A 13618-nucleotide genomic window follows, 5' to 3' on the forward strand; every position below is an offset into this window, starting at 1 on the left:
GGTTTTAAGAAATGGCGGGTTTAGGGATTTATTGGTAATGGTCAGTGAATATTTTTCTTCTTCGAAGTGAGGCTTTTTCTTTCAAACTTTTCGGTATATTTGTAAACATCAGTAACAAATCGTCCGCCACTTCTTAAAGCCGGCGGGACGTTAGCCGTCAGTTTGACCGAACGAAACGAAATAAGAACGTAAAAATGAAAAAAATAATCTTATTAATATTTATTGTAACATTAACTTCTTGCGACTCTTTTTTTCAGTTAAGTTTTGATCAAGATTTAACTGATAGAATAAATTCAGAATATTTAAAAGAAAAGAAACCAATCGATTTAAATAAAATAACTGATTTCGAATGGGATAATTACATTATTATTGGTCCTTATTCAATCCCAGAAGAAATTGGGAAAAAATATAATATAGATTTGTCAAATATATCTAAATATGCAGCCGCAGATGATTCCAAATTAATTTTAGTTTTTATAAAAAATAAAAAATCAATTAAAATTTGCCAGATAAAGTATCGAGTAGAATTTAATGAAAACAAACTATTGAAAATTGAATAAATTAATAAAACCGAACGGCTAACAGCGGTTTTGTGCAAGTGGGGTTTTAGGGATTTATCGGTAATGTAAGTGTTTGTATTTCTTCTTAAAATCACGTTTTTTCTTTCAAACTTTTCGGTATATTTGTAAGCAACAGTAATAAAAATCCCCACCTGACACAAAGCCGGCGGGACGTTATGCACAATTAAAAAAAACTGTACGAAATAGATGGGAATTTTAGATTTACTTTTTGGGAAAAAAATTATCAAACAAGATGATTTTTTTGGAGAAATGAAAAGTGATAGAACAAGGAAAAATGATGAAACAAAATCAATAAGTTGGGGGTTCAATAAAAAAATTGGGCAATTCCAAAAAGAAACTTATATAATTCTAGAGGGAAATTATAATAACGTAAATCCAACTCAAAAATCACAATTGAAATCTTTCATCGAAAATTTCGACTCCATTTATTCTCTTGAAACTGATAAATTGATTGAATCCAATAATAAATTCATGAAGTTTAAGAATTGGAGAAATGAATATTATATAGCTTTTATTTGTCCACTTTGGGGATCTAACACAAATTTTGAAATTAATTTTGAGCCAATAGATGAAGAAAACAATGATAACCATTTTAGCTATGAATTAATAAATGGAGTCCTTAAAAATATAGCAACTTATTAATAACTGTGCATAACAGCGGTTTTAAGAAATTGGGGTTTTAGGACTTAATGAAACGGTCTTTTTGTATATTTGACTTCACTCCTATCGGAATGGTTTGGGAACAAAAATCCCCAACTTCTTAAAGCCGGCGGGACGTTAGCGGTAATTTTGCTCAACATCCGGAAAAAAACTAATAATGAAAAAACTATTATTGTTATTAACAGTTACATTAATTATCGGTTGTAACGATTCTCCTAAAAAAACAGTTACAAAAAAAGAAGATAAACAACGCTATTTCAGCTTGGAAAGGGTTGCAGAACTGAAAAAAAGATGTGTTGAAAATGGAGATACAGAAGCGTTTGGAAATTTAGTCGATCATTATGGCAATACTCCATTCGAAAATTATGAGTTGTTACCTGTTTCAATTATAATGGCAGACAAGTATAATTGTGATAATGCACGTGTGGCAATTTACTTTTGTTTTTTGGAAATGCAAAATAAAGGAAGAGACGAAAAACAGTTTTTCAAACTCGATAAAAGTAAGCAAGATTTTATTTTAAAATATTTAATGGACGGTGCAAAAAATAAAAATCCAGGTTGTCTGGGAATTTTAAATAGGTTGCTCGAAAATGGTCTGAAAATGGAACGAAATAAAGAAAAGGAAATTGAGGAACTGTATAAAAAAACTACCGCTAACAAGGGTTTTATGAGATTGGGGTTTTAAGGCAAAATTTAAAGTCTTTTTTATATATTTGACTTCAGTCTTGATGGAATGGTTTGGGTATAAATTTCCCCAACCTCATAAAGCCCCGGGACGTTAGTGGCAATGCAATCATAACTGAAAGAAAACATAGTCCATCATAGTATTTTCTTATGATTAAAAAATAAATCATAAATAAAAAATATAAAGTAATGGTTTAAATAAACTTTGCATTATTTACTTTTGTTTCATAATGAAAAAGATTATAGTAAATAAAAAAGTAGTAATTGAATCTGTGACTAAAATGGTTGCAGACAAAGTGGCTGTACGTGAATTCTTGAAAGGCAAAACTACAATTGAAACCTTGAAACAAAAAGGAATTACTCTTGCCAAACCCATATAATTATCATTTCGACCAAACAACACAATCTTATCATTTTTCCACAAAAAATGATATAGAATATCGTGTAGCCTTTATAGTAGACCACACTTTTAGCGCTGTGTCAGGTTTGGAAATCGAAAATGTTTATCAAATTATTATTGACAAAGTTAGTGATAATTTAGAAAAATTTGATAGCCAAGTCTCTGCAACAATTCAAACTATCGTCAATGCTTTTTTTGTAAATTCACAAAATGCTATGATCTATGTTTGTGATGATAAAGACAACAAAGGGGAAAAAAGATTTAATGTTTTTCAAAGATGGTATCAGAAAAGTAATTTCACAGATTTTATAATGAAAGTTGACAATGTCATTGTTTGCAATTCAAACGACACAGATTACACATTATATTCATCTCTTTTATATCATCAAGACAATACAAATAAGGAAACAATACTTGAATTATACCAAACTATTCAAGATATTTTAAACGAAAAATAATTTCTAGACAAGCACTGCCACTAACAGTGGTTTTGCGAAATTTGGGGCTTTAAGGCTTAATTTAATGTTGGTTTTGTGCTTGTAAACTTTATCTTAAATTCATACTTTTGGCTAACTAATCCCCAAACTTCGCAAAGCCACGGGACGTTATACCTCATTATATCAAAACTAAATGGTAAAAAAAATATTGACCGACCATCAAAAAAAAGGTAAAAAATTGATTCCTCCGCTATTAAAATTAAATATTGGAGAACAATCATATGTAGATAATTCGATACCTGAAATAATTTGGATAGCGATATTAATTGAAAAATTAGGTTTAGAATTAGGTACAAAAATTTTATCAGAATTTGTTCTAACAATGCATGAATTATTTAAAGATAAAACAACAGTGTATAACATTAGTTGGTTTGCATCAATTAATGCAGAAGAAAGTGATTTGATAGTTAGTACGTTAAAAGAAAAAGGACTTTACGACAAAATTAATTCCCAACTAATTGATATATTAAATCTTTATCCAACTTGCCCTCTAAATAAGGTTTTTAAAGGAACTGACTATTCCGAAACTAATCTAAATTTTATTAAACAAATTATTGAAAAATTATTTGATAAAAGAGGTGTTTTGGCAACTTTCACCCTTGCAAATGTACTATATTCATTAGGAATTACTGGTAGATTAAAAATTGTTGAAGGAAATACTCCTTTCAATGAATTTCATAAACTTATTGAATATCCTGACTCTGAAATATCAAGAATGATTGCAAGCGCAGTAAGAGCCTCTACCGGAATTTTATTAAAACCAGAAACTCTTAATAATGAGAAATGGATAAGTGATTTTTGGAACACAGGACATAAAATTGAACCTTGTAAAATTTCTTTATGAAAAATATTAATATAACTGAAATAATAGAAAATTATATTACTGAAATTAAATCTGAACTAAATGAGAGATGGAATAATTGGGAAAAAGATTTAACAGAAAGTTACATATACGAAGTAATTGGCGGAATATTATCACGACAAACCTCTATGTCTATTCAATTTGCCAAAAATTTAAATATTTGGAATGGCGAAATAGCTCCAATAATCCTCCGAAGTATGGCGGACAATCATATAAACTTAGCTTGGGTTTTAATGAATCCTAAAAAAAATTGTCAAGAATTTATATTACACGGTTTAGGTCAACAAAAATTAGAATTAGAACATCGAAAACAAAAAATGATAGATGACGGAATCGATATTTCAAATAATGAATTAATCGAATACGAAGAAATGTTATTAAACTCTCAACGATATACTTTTTTAACTGAAGTTAATTTAGGTAGTTGGTCAGGTAATTCTACAAGAAAAATGGCAGAAGACGCTGGATTGCTGGATTTTTATAATTTTGTATATCAACCATTCAGTAATTGCACACATAGCAATTGGGGTCACATTTCGAAATACAATACACAAATAAGTGACAACCCATTTCATAAGTTTTTAAGATATCCCATAATAGTAGATTTTGATGCCGATTTACATTACATGGGATTATCTGCAAAGTATTTAGCTAAATCAATCGAACTATTTGATGAACATTTTAAACTTAATGTCAATCCATCAATAGCATTCAGTAACTTAATAAATGAATTTAATAAATTAACTACCGATAATAATAACGAGGTATAACAGCGGTTTTGAGCAAGTGGGGCTTTAGGGCAAAATTTAAAGTTGGTTTTGTATTTGTAAACTTAATCTTTAATTTATACTTTTGGGAAAGCGATCCCCCACCTTCTCAAAGCCGGCGGGACGTTAGGCGTAATTCGCCGCCCAACAAAAATAAATAACATTAACAGTTTAATTTTATGCCTTCAAATGCTTATTTAAATTTTCTACATATCAGAGTTGATGTTTTAAAACTTATTGAAACTCATAGTTTTTACACCCAAAATAGACCTGGCAGAAAAAATTTAGGCTTTCTCACAAGAAGTGCTGTCATAATGTTATGTGCTGCCTGGGAAAGATACAACGAAGATTTACTTTTAGAATCCGTGAGTTATTTATCTCAAACAACAAACGATATTAATAACCTTAATAAACAAATTAAAAAAACTATAAGTGCGAAAGTCAAAAATGACAACAACGAAGTTAAACCAATAGAATTAGCAGGTATGGGCTGGAAAGATGTTTGGTACAATTATGCGAAACTTGAAACAGAATTACTTCATACTCCAAAATCAAATAAATTAAAACTATTGTTTAGTACTTATTTAGGAATCGCCAATTACTCAAGTTTATGGAAAACAACTGATCCTAGGGAAATAGATGAATTTGTATCTGACAGAGGGGAAATTGCTCATAATGGAAATAAAGCAAAGTATATAACGATGACAAAATTGCGAAAATATCAGGATTTAATTATTGACAATGTGATTGAAATAGATTCAAAAATGGCTCTTGAATTAAAAAACATGGCTGGTCAAACAGTTTTACCATGGGCGCAAGATTACTTCACAGAAATCGAAAAATATAAATAACTTTGTAAAAAAGTAAAACATGGGTAAATTTATTATAACATTGAGGTCAAATGGTCTGTATTATTTTTTTCTCAAAGCTACTAATGGTCAAATCATTTTAGCTAGTGAAGGATATACAAGTAAAGCAGGTTGCATGAATGGTGTAGAATCAGTTATAAAAAATGGCTCAGATGATTTTAAATTCGATAGAAGAACATCTTTAAATGGCAAATTCTATTTCAATCTTAAGGCTACAAATGGACAAATTATTGGGACAAGTGAAATGTATGAAAACGAAGCTGCACGTGACAAAGGGATTGAATCTGTAAAACAAAATTTAACACAATCAACTATTGTCGACCAAACTACATAATTAAGAACTACGCCTAACAGTGGTTTTGCGAAATTTGGGCTTGAGTGTTTAATGGAAACATCTTTTTGTATATTTGACTTCAGTCCGAATGGGATGGTTTGGGGCAATATAAACCCAAACTTCGCAAAGCCACGGGACGTTAACTGCAACAATCCCAAAAATGACGAAAAAAGTAGCGGTAATATTTTTAATTATAATTTCGTCAATTTCGGTTGGCTTCTATGTCCAATCTAAAAAATCAAAAATTGATCATGATCGTTTTATCAGTTATGTTGTTAATCCAAAAAAACGAAATGTCGAATTTTATTGGAAAAACGAAAAGGGTGAAAATTTTAAAAATGCTGAAAATCTAAAGTTTTGGCTGAAAAAACAAAAACGAGAACTTGTTTTCGCAACGAATGGTGGAATGTATAAAAAAGATAATTCACCTCAAGGACTTTATATCGAAAATAAGATTAAGAAAATTGAAATTGACACAGCAAAAGGTAATGGCAATTTTTATCTTAAACCAAATGGAGTTTTCTATATAACAATTGACAAAACACCAAATATTTGCTTAACGAATGATTTTGTTGATAATGGCAAAATAAAATATGCAACGCAATCTGGACCAATGTTAGTGATTAATGGAAAAATTCACTCCGCATTTAAAGAAAATTCGACAAACTTAAATATTCGAAATGGTGTTGGAATTTTACCAAACAATGAAATAATATTCGCAATGTCGAAAAAAGAAATAAACTTCTATGAATTTGCGCAATATTTCAAAAACCTTGGTTGCAAAAATGCTTTATATTTAGATGGGTTTGTTTCACGAACTTATTTACCTGAAAAAAATTGGATACAAACTGATGGTGATTTCGGAGTGATAATTGGAGTGACAAAATAAATTATTGCAGCAGTTAACAGCGGTTTTGAGCAAGTGGGGCTTTAGGGCAAAATTTAAAGTTGGTTTTGTATTTGTAAACTAAATCTTTAATTTATACTTTTGGGACAACAATCCCCCACCTTCTCAAAGCCGGCGGGACGTTGTACACTATTATAACTCAACTTTATGAAAAACCCAACTTTATGAAAAAAAAATTAACATTATTAGTATTAATCATTGTAACGAATGTTTATTGTCAAAATGATTTCCAAAAAGAAATAAATGGCACTTGGAAAGTAAAAAAAATGATAATGAATAACAATACATCTATCGATTTTGGCGAATATCTCAAATTTATCAACAACGAAATTCATTTTTTTAAAATGGAATCTGGAAAAGAGATAGAGGAGTCTATAAAAAAAATTGTTTTTATAAATTACCCAATAAAAAACGTTAGTCCTGAACACCGCGGAGGCCAATTAATAAAATTTGAAAATGAAGAAATTTGGGAACTCTGGCTAAGAGACATAAACAACGAAAAAAGATTAATTTGGCAATTAAGAATCACCAAAGACGGAGAATATGTAATTAAAACTGATGACAGAGGAATTATAAAGGATCCAGAAGCAAGGAAAAAAGCCTTAGAAGACGAAATTAACACTTATTATATTAAATTACAATAACAGTGTACAACAGCGGTTTTAAGAAATGGCGGGTTCAGGGATTTATCGGTAATGGTAAGTGAATATTTTTCTTCTCCGAAGTGAGGCTTTTTCTTTCAATCTTTTCGGTATATTTGTAAACATCAGTAATAAAATTCCGCCACTTCTTAAAGCCGGCGGGACGTTGGCGGCAATACATAAAAAACTAACCTTATGAAAGAAAAAATAATACAATCAAACAAATTTGATGAAATAAATAAAGACTTCATTCAAAAAATTGAAAGCCTTCGAGAAACATTACCTTTGGTTATGCTATTTGTCCAAGCGAACCATAGTAGATCGAATTCAGCATTTTCTGATTTTGTCAAAAAAAACGGCATCGATTCTACCAACGAAGAGGGCGAGGAATACGTTTCTTTCTCCACCGAAGATTCTCACAAATACAGAATATTGGAAAAGAATGTTAATATTGTTAATGCGGCTGTACACATTATTCCAAACAGTCTATTTGTTTCTTTAATTAGTCAATTTGACTCTTATCTCGGTTCTTTAATCCGAGAAATTTTTGAAGTAAAGCCGCAAATTTTGAACTCAAGCGAGAAAAATCTTAGTTTTTCAAAATTAGCTGAATTAAAAACAATAGAAGAGCTAAAAGAATTCATTATCGAAAAAGAGATTGAAACTGTATTAAGAGACAGCCATTCCGATCATTTTATATGGCTAGAAAATAAATTATCTCTAGCGCTAAGAAAAGATTTACCTATTTGGCAAGAATTTATTGAAATTACAGAGAGGAGAAACTTGTTTGTTCATAATGATGGTATTGTATCCAGTCAATATTTAACCATTTGCCGTCAAAACAACGTCAAATTTGAAGTTGAGCCAAAATTAGGTGAAAAACTTAATGTTGATGATGATTATTTTGAAAAAGCATACCGTTGTCTTTTTGAATTATCGGTAAAACTAACTCAAGTGATTTGGAGAAAATTACTACCATCTGACCTTGAATTTGCAGATGAAAGTTTAAATGACATATGTTTTGATCTTCTTCGACAAGGTCAAACGGAATTAACGATTGTGTTGTTAGATTTTGCAACTCAAACACTGAAAAAACATTTTAATGAGGAAACCAAAAATGTTTTCATTGTAAACAAGGCACTAGCCTTTAAACTAAATAACCAAATAAAAGAATGTCAGGATATTGTCAATTCAAAAGATTGGAGTGCCTCGAGCGATAAATTTAAAATTGCTAAAGAAGCGTTATTAGACAATCACGAAGAAGTTGTAAAATTGATGCGTCGAATAGGAAACGAAGGTGAAATTGAGAAAATCAGTTACAAAACTTGGCCACTATTTGAAAATTTCAGGAAAACAGAACTTTTTACGAGCACATTTAAAGAAGTTTTTGACGAGGAATACGTTGCTGTAGATACGCCTAAAAAAATGTTAGAAGAAATATTCTCAAAAATTCAAGAATCACCTACAAAGAAAACAACCATAACTGTAAAAGGCAGAGTTTCTAAAAAGGTTACCGCTACAAAGAAACAAACAAAAGAAGAAAAATAATTTGTACTGCCGCCAACAGCGGTTTTAAGAAATTGGGGTTTGGGTGTATAATGGAATGGTCTTTTTGTATATTTGGCTTCACTCCTAATGTAATGGTTCGGGAACAAAAATCCCCAACTTCTTAAAGCCGGCGGGACGTTAGGCGTTATTTTAAAAAAATGGAAACTACAGAAAAAGAGAAACTTACTATTTTTAGAATTTGTCTTGAAAGCAATATCATCAATCTTACGCAAATTGAAAATTGGGCTGAAAATATTCTAATGGAATCTAAAGATATCAGAGATGATTATATTTTAGATCTATGTCAAGCAAAAAGTAAAGGAATAAACGAAATAGTTCACATTCTAAAACAAAATGAAGGCGAAATCAGCAATCCAATTATTTGGCAAATTGTATATGGAATTACTGGAATTTCATTTGAAAATAAAAAAATTGATTTAAAAAAGGCTTGTTATTTTATATCTAAAGTTGCTAATGAAATGACTTTTAAAACCGAGTATGATTTATTTGGAATGGGATTAGATGATTCTTTCTATTTAGCGAGTATTGGAAGTTATGGGAACTTAGACTTTACGAAAAAGGAATTTATTAAAATGACAAAAGAATATGAACCGCTTGCAAAATCCTTCTTAAAGCAAACATTTGGAGAATAAAAAACAACGCCTAACAGCAGTTTGCAGCAAGTGGGGCTTTAGGGTTAAATTTAATGTTGGTTTTGTGTTTGTAAACTTAATCTTAAATTGATACTTTTGGGAAAGCAATCCCCCACCTGCAGCAAGCTGGCGGGACGTTAGGTGCAAGCTTAAAAAATGCGTCGTCCTAAAATAGGTTGACTAAAAATTAAACACTTTTAGTAATCTATGGAAACAACAAGAAAACAACCCTGTCGAAAAAATGAGCATCAAAAAATCAGTTTTGATTGCAAACTTTCCATCATTGACCAAATCAATAACGGACAGATTTCTGTCAACCATGCCGCTAAAAAATATGGTATATCTCGTAGTTCAATTGACTATTGGATAAAGAAATTATCTACCTTTGAAGGCAAATCCAAAGCAATGGGAAAGAACGACGAGATTAAAAAACTACGCGAACGTATTGAAGAACTGGAGTTTATCAAAGACTTCCAACAAGACGTTATTGCTGATTTTGAAAACGTTACTGGAGAGCATCTTTCAAAAAAGTATTTGCCCGAAGCATTAGCAAAAGAGATAGAGAAAAAGAGACTAAACCTTTCAAAAGAAAGTGGCTCTATCAATGCTTCGGAATAAGCAAGCAGGCTTATTATCAAAGAATTAAATCCGATTTATTAAAAGAACGACAACATCAAATTGTTCTTGAAGCGGTGCGGGAAATCAGGACTTTAATGCCTAAAACAGGCACTCGAAAACTATTAAAGCACATCCGAAATAAACTCATTGAAAACAATATCAAAATGGGAAGAGATGCCTTATTCGACTTGCTTCGAAGTTATGGAATGTTCGTTAAGAGGACCAAGCGTTTTCACATCACAACCGATTCCAAACATTTCTTTTACAAGTCCCCTAACCTACTCAAAGAATTGGAATTAACTCATGCAGAACAAGTATTCGTAAGCGACATAACCTACATCAAAATTGATGGAGGACACGCATATTTAGCCTTGGTAACAGACCCCTATTCCAAAAAAATAATGGGTTGGAAGTTGGATAACAACATGAGGGTTGCTCTGGTCAAAGAAGCTTTGCTAATGGCGCATAAAAACTGCATCCATCATCATAAAAACATCATTCATCACAGCGACAGAGGAATACAATACTGCTGCCCTGATTTCTCAGAATTCGCTCAAAACAAAGGATTTATATTAAGCACAACCCAACAATACGACCCTTATGAAAACGCCGTAGCGGAAAGAATTAACGGAATTCTGAAATACGAATTCGGATTAAAGAATACCATAAAAAACATCGAAATAGCTCAAAAAATGGTCAAACAGGCCGTAGAAATTTACAACAACGAACGCCTACACTGGAGTTTAGATTTAAAAACACCACAGGAAGTACATGAAAAATACAATCAACAACCTTATAAATCCTACGCCAAAAAGGCCGCGTAGGAATGTTGGTAAGTTTTTTAAAACCCGTAGGGAATTTTTTAAAAAAACTTATCAATGTTCCGATTACATTTAAGTAAATTTGAACCAATTAATAACCTAAAAATGGTCAACGTATTTTAGGACATGACAAAAACGAGATGGATAACACAGCAATAATAGACAACTGTTTAATTGGTTTTTACGCAAGTTTTAATGAACCTGGAATCGACCAAGACCAAATTAAAACTTTAATATGGGGTGAAAATGGATTGAGAAAAAAATTAAAGTCCTTGAAATGGCAAACATATGGCCAAGATTTTCATTTAATATTATTCCAAATTTATGTAAAGCCAATCCCCTACTTACGTGAAGCATTAAGAGAAATTGAAAATTATAGAAAAAAAGAAAAATCTATCGGTATATCTATAATTCTTGACGATGAAAATTTTTTCAATCTTAACGAAGCGGAAAGGCAAAAGTTTGTCAAAACAATATTAAATAACAAACTTGACTTACTCTCAAAAAAAATAAAAAGTAATAACCTTGATTTAGATATTGAAAAACTAAAAATAGATATTGATAGTTCTTTAAATTCATAAATTATAATAAAAACAAAGCCAGCACCTAACAGCAGTTTGCAGCAAGTGGGGCTTTAAGGCTAAATTTAATGTTGGTTTTGTGTTTGTAAACTTAATCTTAAATTGATACTTTTGGGAAACAATCCCCCACCTGCAGCAAGCTGGCGGGACGTTAGCAGCAACCAAAACTCAACTATGTCTATATTAACCAATTAGAGCCAAAAAAAAAAAAAAGGAAATACTAGCCGCATATTTTGAAAGACTGGATGTCTATTGGCTGCTGCTAACAGGCAGTTTTATGCAATGGCGGGTTTAGGGATTTATTTGGAATGGTTAGTGAGTGCAGTTCTTCTTTAAAGAAGCTTTTTCCTTTCAAACTTTTCGGTATATTTGTAAACGTCAGTAATAAAAAACCGCCACTGCATAAAGCTGGCGGGACGTTAGCGGTAATACTGCCAAAAATCACGAAAAAACAGGGCTTTTTACTAAGCGCTATGCAAAAATACTTCAGCAGGAATACTAAAATAATCTTTAAGTTTTTGAGCCATCTTCAACGTAATTTCTCTCTTTCCTGAAAGAATAGCAGAAACGTGTCCTTTACTTCCTATAATAGGTTCTAAATCCTTTGCCTTCATCCCTCTTTCTTTCATTTTATATTTGATAACATCAAGAGCATCAAGTTCAGGCAAATGGTAATGTTTCTCATCATAATCTTTTACCAAAACAATTAACAAATCTAACTCATCTCCTTCTGGTGTGTTAGGCTCTGCGTGAAAAATCTCCATCATACGAATGGAAGCGCTATTATAATCTTCTTCTGTTTTTAATACTTTCCAATTCATGATTATTAGTTTTTATCAATTAAAATTGTTGTGTCAAATGCTACTGTTTCAACATTAATCTTATCATATTCTTTATGTGTTCCAAACCAAATTACATAGCAAGCAGCTTGTAAAAAATTTATTGAAACAACCAATCGAAAATCATTTCCCTTAATATTAAAAACAACTCTGTTATTATTTACTATACTCGCATTTCCATAAACACTTTTCAGTTCATTGAAATTGTTAAACTCATATTTAGAAAATTCGCTATACCAAATTAACAACTGTGTTTCTGCAATTGGGTATTTGTTGATATAAAATAGAATTGTTTTCTTTACTAAGATCTTCATACGGCAAATATAAATAAAAGTTTTCATTTTGCAAACTAAATTAATAAAGTACTACCGCTAACAAGGGTTTTGTGAAATTGGGGTTTTAAGGCTGAAAATAATGTCGGTTTTGTATTTGTAAACTTACTCTTAAATTTATACTTTTGGGAGGACTAATCCCCAACTTCACAAAGCCCCGGGACGTTAGCAACAATATATGAAAAACGTAGAGAATTCGAAAGACAGATACAAATTAAGTCAGTTTTACAAAGGAAAAGAATTTGAGATTTCTTATGTGTTTGCTCAACAATTTGATGATAAAAATTTAAATTCAGAAAATCTACATATTCAAAGTTTGTCTTTTTTATATGACACTTTAAACTCAAAAGACAAATTAGAAATTCAAAGAAAATGGATTAATATTTTCCCTAATCTTTATGAAGTTAAAAGATTAAAAATAACTTTTGGTATTAACCAAGAATTATTTGATTCTGTCTGCGAAATTCCGAATTTAGAAGAATTAATAATTGACTCTTCAAAAATTAAAGATTTATCACAATTAACCAAATTGAAAAATTTGAAAAGACTCGAAATAGATAGTTTTACTCAACTTAAAGATATTTCAATTTTAGAAAAAATCAATTTGCTACAACTAAGAATTGAAAACTGCTTTAAAATAGATAATTATGACATAATTGGAAAAATAAGCAGTTTAATCGGGGTTGCTTTACACGGCTATTGTTTTGGTCCAAAAAATTTGAAAATTGAAAGCTTGAAAATATTTGTTAATCTTAAAAAATTAAAACACTTAGATTTAAGTTCAACTTCACTAATCGATAAAGATTCTATTAATTGCCTTTTAGATCTTGAAAACTTGGAAAGATTTGATTTCACAGGAAATGTAAAACACGAAATAGTTGAAAAAATAAAACGAAATCATCCAAATTTAAAAGCGGGATTTTTTGTTGATTGGGATTATAAAAACAACAAAATATATGACGAAAAATTTTGGTGAAAATTTATACTGTTGCTAACAGCAGTTTGCAGCAAGTGGGGCTTTAGG

Annotated in this window: 19 protein-coding genes; 17 read left to right on the forward strand and 2 right to left on the reverse strand. The window is 30.7% G+C overall.

Annotation, left to right across the window (positions count from 1 at the left end):
• The first annotated feature begins 194 nt into the window (after positions 1-194).
• The 16 genes from FLJC2902T_RS15190 (at position 195) to FLJC2902T_RS15260 (ending at position 11423) form a co-directional block, all read left to right on the forward strand.
• Positions 195-560: a hypothetical protein gene (locus FLJC2902T_RS15190; RefSeq protein WP_035679178.1), complete on the forward strand. Its 366-nt coding sequence runs from the start codon at positions 195-197 to the stop codon at positions 558-560.
• A 207-nt stretch (positions 561-767) separates the two neighbouring features.
• Positions 768-1223: a hypothetical protein gene (locus tag FLJC2902T_RS15195; RefSeq protein ID WP_023580688.1), complete on the forward strand. Its 456-nt coding sequence runs from the start codon at positions 768-770 to the stop codon at positions 1221-1223.
• A 175-nt stretch (positions 1224-1398) separates the two neighbouring features.
• Positions 1399-1926 carry a hypothetical protein gene (locus FLJC2902T_RS15200; protein ID WP_023580690.1) on the forward strand — a complete coding sequence of 176 codons (528 nt, stop codon included), beginning with the start codon at positions 1399-1401 and terminating at the stop codon, positions 1924-1926.
• Positions 1927-2155: 229 nt separating this feature from the next.
• Positions 2156-2305 (forward strand): hypothetical protein, encoded by a 150-nt coding sequence (locus FLJC2902T_RS16305; RefSeq protein ID WP_023580691.1) that lies wholly within the window; start codon positions 2156-2158, stop codon positions 2303-2305.
• The gene (locus FLJC2902T_RS15205) at positions 2289-2783 is read left to right on the forward strand and encodes a DUF6169 family protein (protein ID WP_155958924.1); all 495 of its coding nucleotides are present in this window, start codon (positions 2289-2291) and stop codon (positions 2781-2783) included. Before FLJC2902T_RS16305 ends, FLJC2902T_RS15205 begins: the two co-directional genes overlap by 17 nt.
• 172 nt (positions 2784-2955) lie before the next feature.
• Complete coding sequence (locus tag FLJC2902T_RS15210; protein WP_035679184.1) at positions 2956-3666, forward strand: hypothetical protein; 711 nt, start codon at positions 2956-2958, stop codon at positions 3664-3666.
• Positions 3663-4454 (forward strand): DUF5677 domain-containing protein, encoded by a 792-nt coding sequence (locus FLJC2902T_RS15215; RefSeq protein ID WP_023580693.1) that lies wholly within the window; start codon positions 3663-3665, stop codon positions 4452-4454. Before FLJC2902T_RS15210 ends, FLJC2902T_RS15215 begins: the two co-directional genes overlap by 4 nt.
• A gap of 176 nt (positions 4455-4630) precedes the next feature.
• Complete coding sequence (locus FLJC2902T_RS15220) at positions 4631-5302, forward strand: HEPN domain-containing protein (protein ID WP_155958925.1); 672 nt, start codon at positions 4631-4633, stop codon at positions 5300-5302.
• Between the two features lie 19 nt (positions 5303-5321).
• Complete coding sequence (locus FLJC2902T_RS15225) at positions 5322-5654, forward strand: YegP family protein (RefSeq protein WP_035679187.1); 333 nt, start codon at positions 5322-5324, stop codon at positions 5652-5654.
• 160 nt (positions 5655-5814) lie between these two features.
• The gene (locus FLJC2902T_RS15230) at positions 5815-6543 is read left to right on the forward strand and encodes a phosphodiester glycosidase family protein (RefSeq protein WP_023580696.1); all 729 of its coding nucleotides are present in this window, start codon (positions 5815-5817) and stop codon (positions 6541-6543) included.
• A 182-nt stretch (positions 6544-6725) separates the two neighbouring features.
• Positions 6726-7205: a hypothetical protein gene (locus FLJC2902T_RS15235; RefSeq protein WP_023580697.1), complete on the forward strand. Its 480-nt coding sequence runs from the start codon at positions 6726-6728 to the stop codon at positions 7203-7205.
• Positions 7206-7397: 192 nt separating this feature from the next.
• Positions 7398-8750: a hypothetical protein gene (locus tag FLJC2902T_RS15240; RefSeq protein WP_023580698.1), complete on the forward strand. Its 1353-nt coding sequence runs from the start codon at positions 7398-7400 to the stop codon at positions 8748-8750.
• Between the two features lie 158 nt (positions 8751-8908).
• Positions 8909-9403, forward strand: a complete 495-nt coding sequence (locus tag FLJC2902T_RS15245; RefSeq protein WP_023580699.1) for a hypothetical protein — start codon at positions 8909-8911, stop codon at positions 9401-9403.
• Positions 9404-9610: 207 nt separating this feature from the next.
• A complete protein-coding gene (locus FLJC2902T_RS15250; protein ID WP_023580700.1) occupies positions 9611-10021 on the forward strand; it encodes a helix-turn-helix domain-containing protein in 411 nt (136 codons plus the stop codon).
• Positions 10018-10845, forward strand: coding sequence for an IS3 family transposase (locus FLJC2902T_RS15255; RefSeq protein WP_245594761.1), 828 nt, complete (start codon positions 10018-10020; stop codon positions 10843-10845). The genes FLJC2902T_RS15250 and FLJC2902T_RS15255 overlap by 4 nt, the downstream gene beginning before the upstream one ends.
• Before the next feature lie 137 nt (positions 10846-10982).
• Positions 10983-11423 (forward strand): hypothetical protein, encoded by a 441-nt coding sequence (locus FLJC2902T_RS15260; protein WP_023580702.1) that lies wholly within the window; start codon positions 10983-10985, stop codon positions 11421-11423.
• A 464-nt stretch (positions 11424-11887) separates the two neighbouring features.
• Here the strand turns inward: FLJC2902T_RS15260 and FLJC2902T_RS15265 are convergent, their stop codons facing one another.
• Positions 11888-12244 (reverse strand): helix-turn-helix domain-containing protein, encoded by a 357-nt coding sequence (locus tag FLJC2902T_RS15265; protein ID WP_023577699.1) that lies wholly within the window; start codon positions 12242-12244, stop codon positions 11888-11890.
• Between the two features lie 5 nt (positions 12245-12249).
• Positions 12250-12576: a type II toxin-antitoxin system HigB family toxin gene (locus FLJC2902T_RS15270; RefSeq protein ID WP_035679193.1), complete on the reverse strand. Its 327-nt coding sequence runs from the start codon at positions 12574-12576 to the stop codon at positions 12250-12252.
• 196 nt (positions 12577-12772) lie between these two features.
• Between FLJC2902T_RS15270 and FLJC2902T_RS15275 the strand changes: the two genes are divergently transcribed.
• Positions 12773-13570 (forward strand): leucine-rich repeat domain-containing protein, encoded by a 798-nt coding sequence (locus tag FLJC2902T_RS15275; RefSeq protein WP_023580705.1) that lies wholly within the window; start codon positions 12773-12775, stop codon positions 13568-13570.
• Positions 13571-13618: the final 48 nt, after the last annotated feature.

Origin of the sequence: Flavobacterium limnosediminis JC2902 (assembly GCF_000498535.1) — a bacterium.
In the GTDB taxonomy this organism is placed as follows: Bacteria; Bacteroidota; Bacteroidia; order Flavobacteriales; family Flavobacteriaceae; genus Flavobacterium; species Flavobacterium limnosediminis.

Excerpts from the sequence above, each read along its gene's own strand:
- FLJC2902T_RS15220 (WP_155958925.1), top strand. The coding sequence starts at position 4,631 with ATGCCTTCAAATGCTTATTTAAATTTTCTACATATCAGAGTTGATGTT.
- FLJC2902T_RS15265 (WP_023577699.1), bottom strand. The coding sequence starts at position 12,244 with ATGAATTGGAAAGTATTAAAAACAGAAGAAGATTATAATAGCGCTTCC.
- FLJC2902T_RS15195 (WP_023580688.1), top strand. The coding sequence starts at position 768 with ATGGGAATTTTAGATTTACTTTTTGGGAAAAAAATTATCAAACAAGAT.
- FLJC2902T_RS15245 (WP_023580699.1), top strand. The coding sequence starts at position 8,909 with ATGGAAACTACAGAAAAAGAGAAACTTACTATTTTTAGAATTTGTCTT.
- FLJC2902T_RS15190 (WP_035679178.1), top strand. The coding sequence starts at position 195 with ATGAAAAAAATAATCTTATTAATATTTATTGTAACATTAACTTCTTGC.
- FLJC2902T_RS15240 (WP_023580698.1), top strand. The coding sequence starts at position 7,398 with ATGAAAGAAAAAATAATACAATCAAACAAATTTGATGAAATAAATAAA.
- FLJC2902T_RS15275 (WP_023580705.1), top strand. The coding sequence starts at position 12,773 with ATGAAAAACGTAGAGAATTCGAAAGACAGATACAAATTAAGTCAGTTT.
- FLJC2902T_RS15250 (WP_023580700.1), top strand. The coding sequence starts at position 9,611 with ATGGAAACAACAAGAAAACAACCCTGTCGAAAAAATGAGCATCAAAAA.
- FLJC2902T_RS15210 (WP_035679184.1), top strand. The coding sequence starts at position 2,956 with ATGGTAAAAAAAATATTGACCGACCATCAAAAAAAAGGTAAAAAATTG.
- FLJC2902T_RS15215 (WP_023580693.1), top strand. The coding sequence starts at position 3,663 with ATGAAAAATATTAATATAACTGAAATAATAGAAAATTATATTACTGAA.
- FLJC2902T_RS15225 (WP_035679187.1), top strand. The coding sequence starts at position 5,322 with ATGGGTAAATTTATTATAACATTGAGGTCAAATGGTCTGTATTATTTT.
- FLJC2902T_RS15230 (WP_023580696.1), top strand. The coding sequence starts at position 5,815 with ATGACGAAAAAAGTAGCGGTAATATTTTTAATTATAATTTCGTCAATT.
- FLJC2902T_RS16305 (WP_023580691.1), top strand. The coding sequence starts at position 2,156 with ATGAAAAAGATTATAGTAAATAAAAAAGTAGTAATTGAATCTGTGACT.
- FLJC2902T_RS15235 (WP_023580697.1), top strand. The coding sequence starts at position 6,726 with ATGAAAAAAAAATTAACATTATTAGTATTAATCATTGTAACGAATGTT.
- FLJC2902T_RS15260 (WP_023580702.1), top strand. The coding sequence starts at position 10,983 with ATGGATAACACAGCAATAATAGACAACTGTTTAATTGGTTTTTACGCA.
- FLJC2902T_RS15270 (WP_035679193.1), bottom strand. The coding sequence starts at position 12,576 with ATGAAGATCTTAGTAAAGAAAACAATTCTATTTTATATCAACAAATAC.
- FLJC2902T_RS15200 (WP_023580690.1), top strand. The coding sequence starts at position 1,399 with ATGAAAAAACTATTATTGTTATTAACAGTTACATTAATTATCGGTTGT.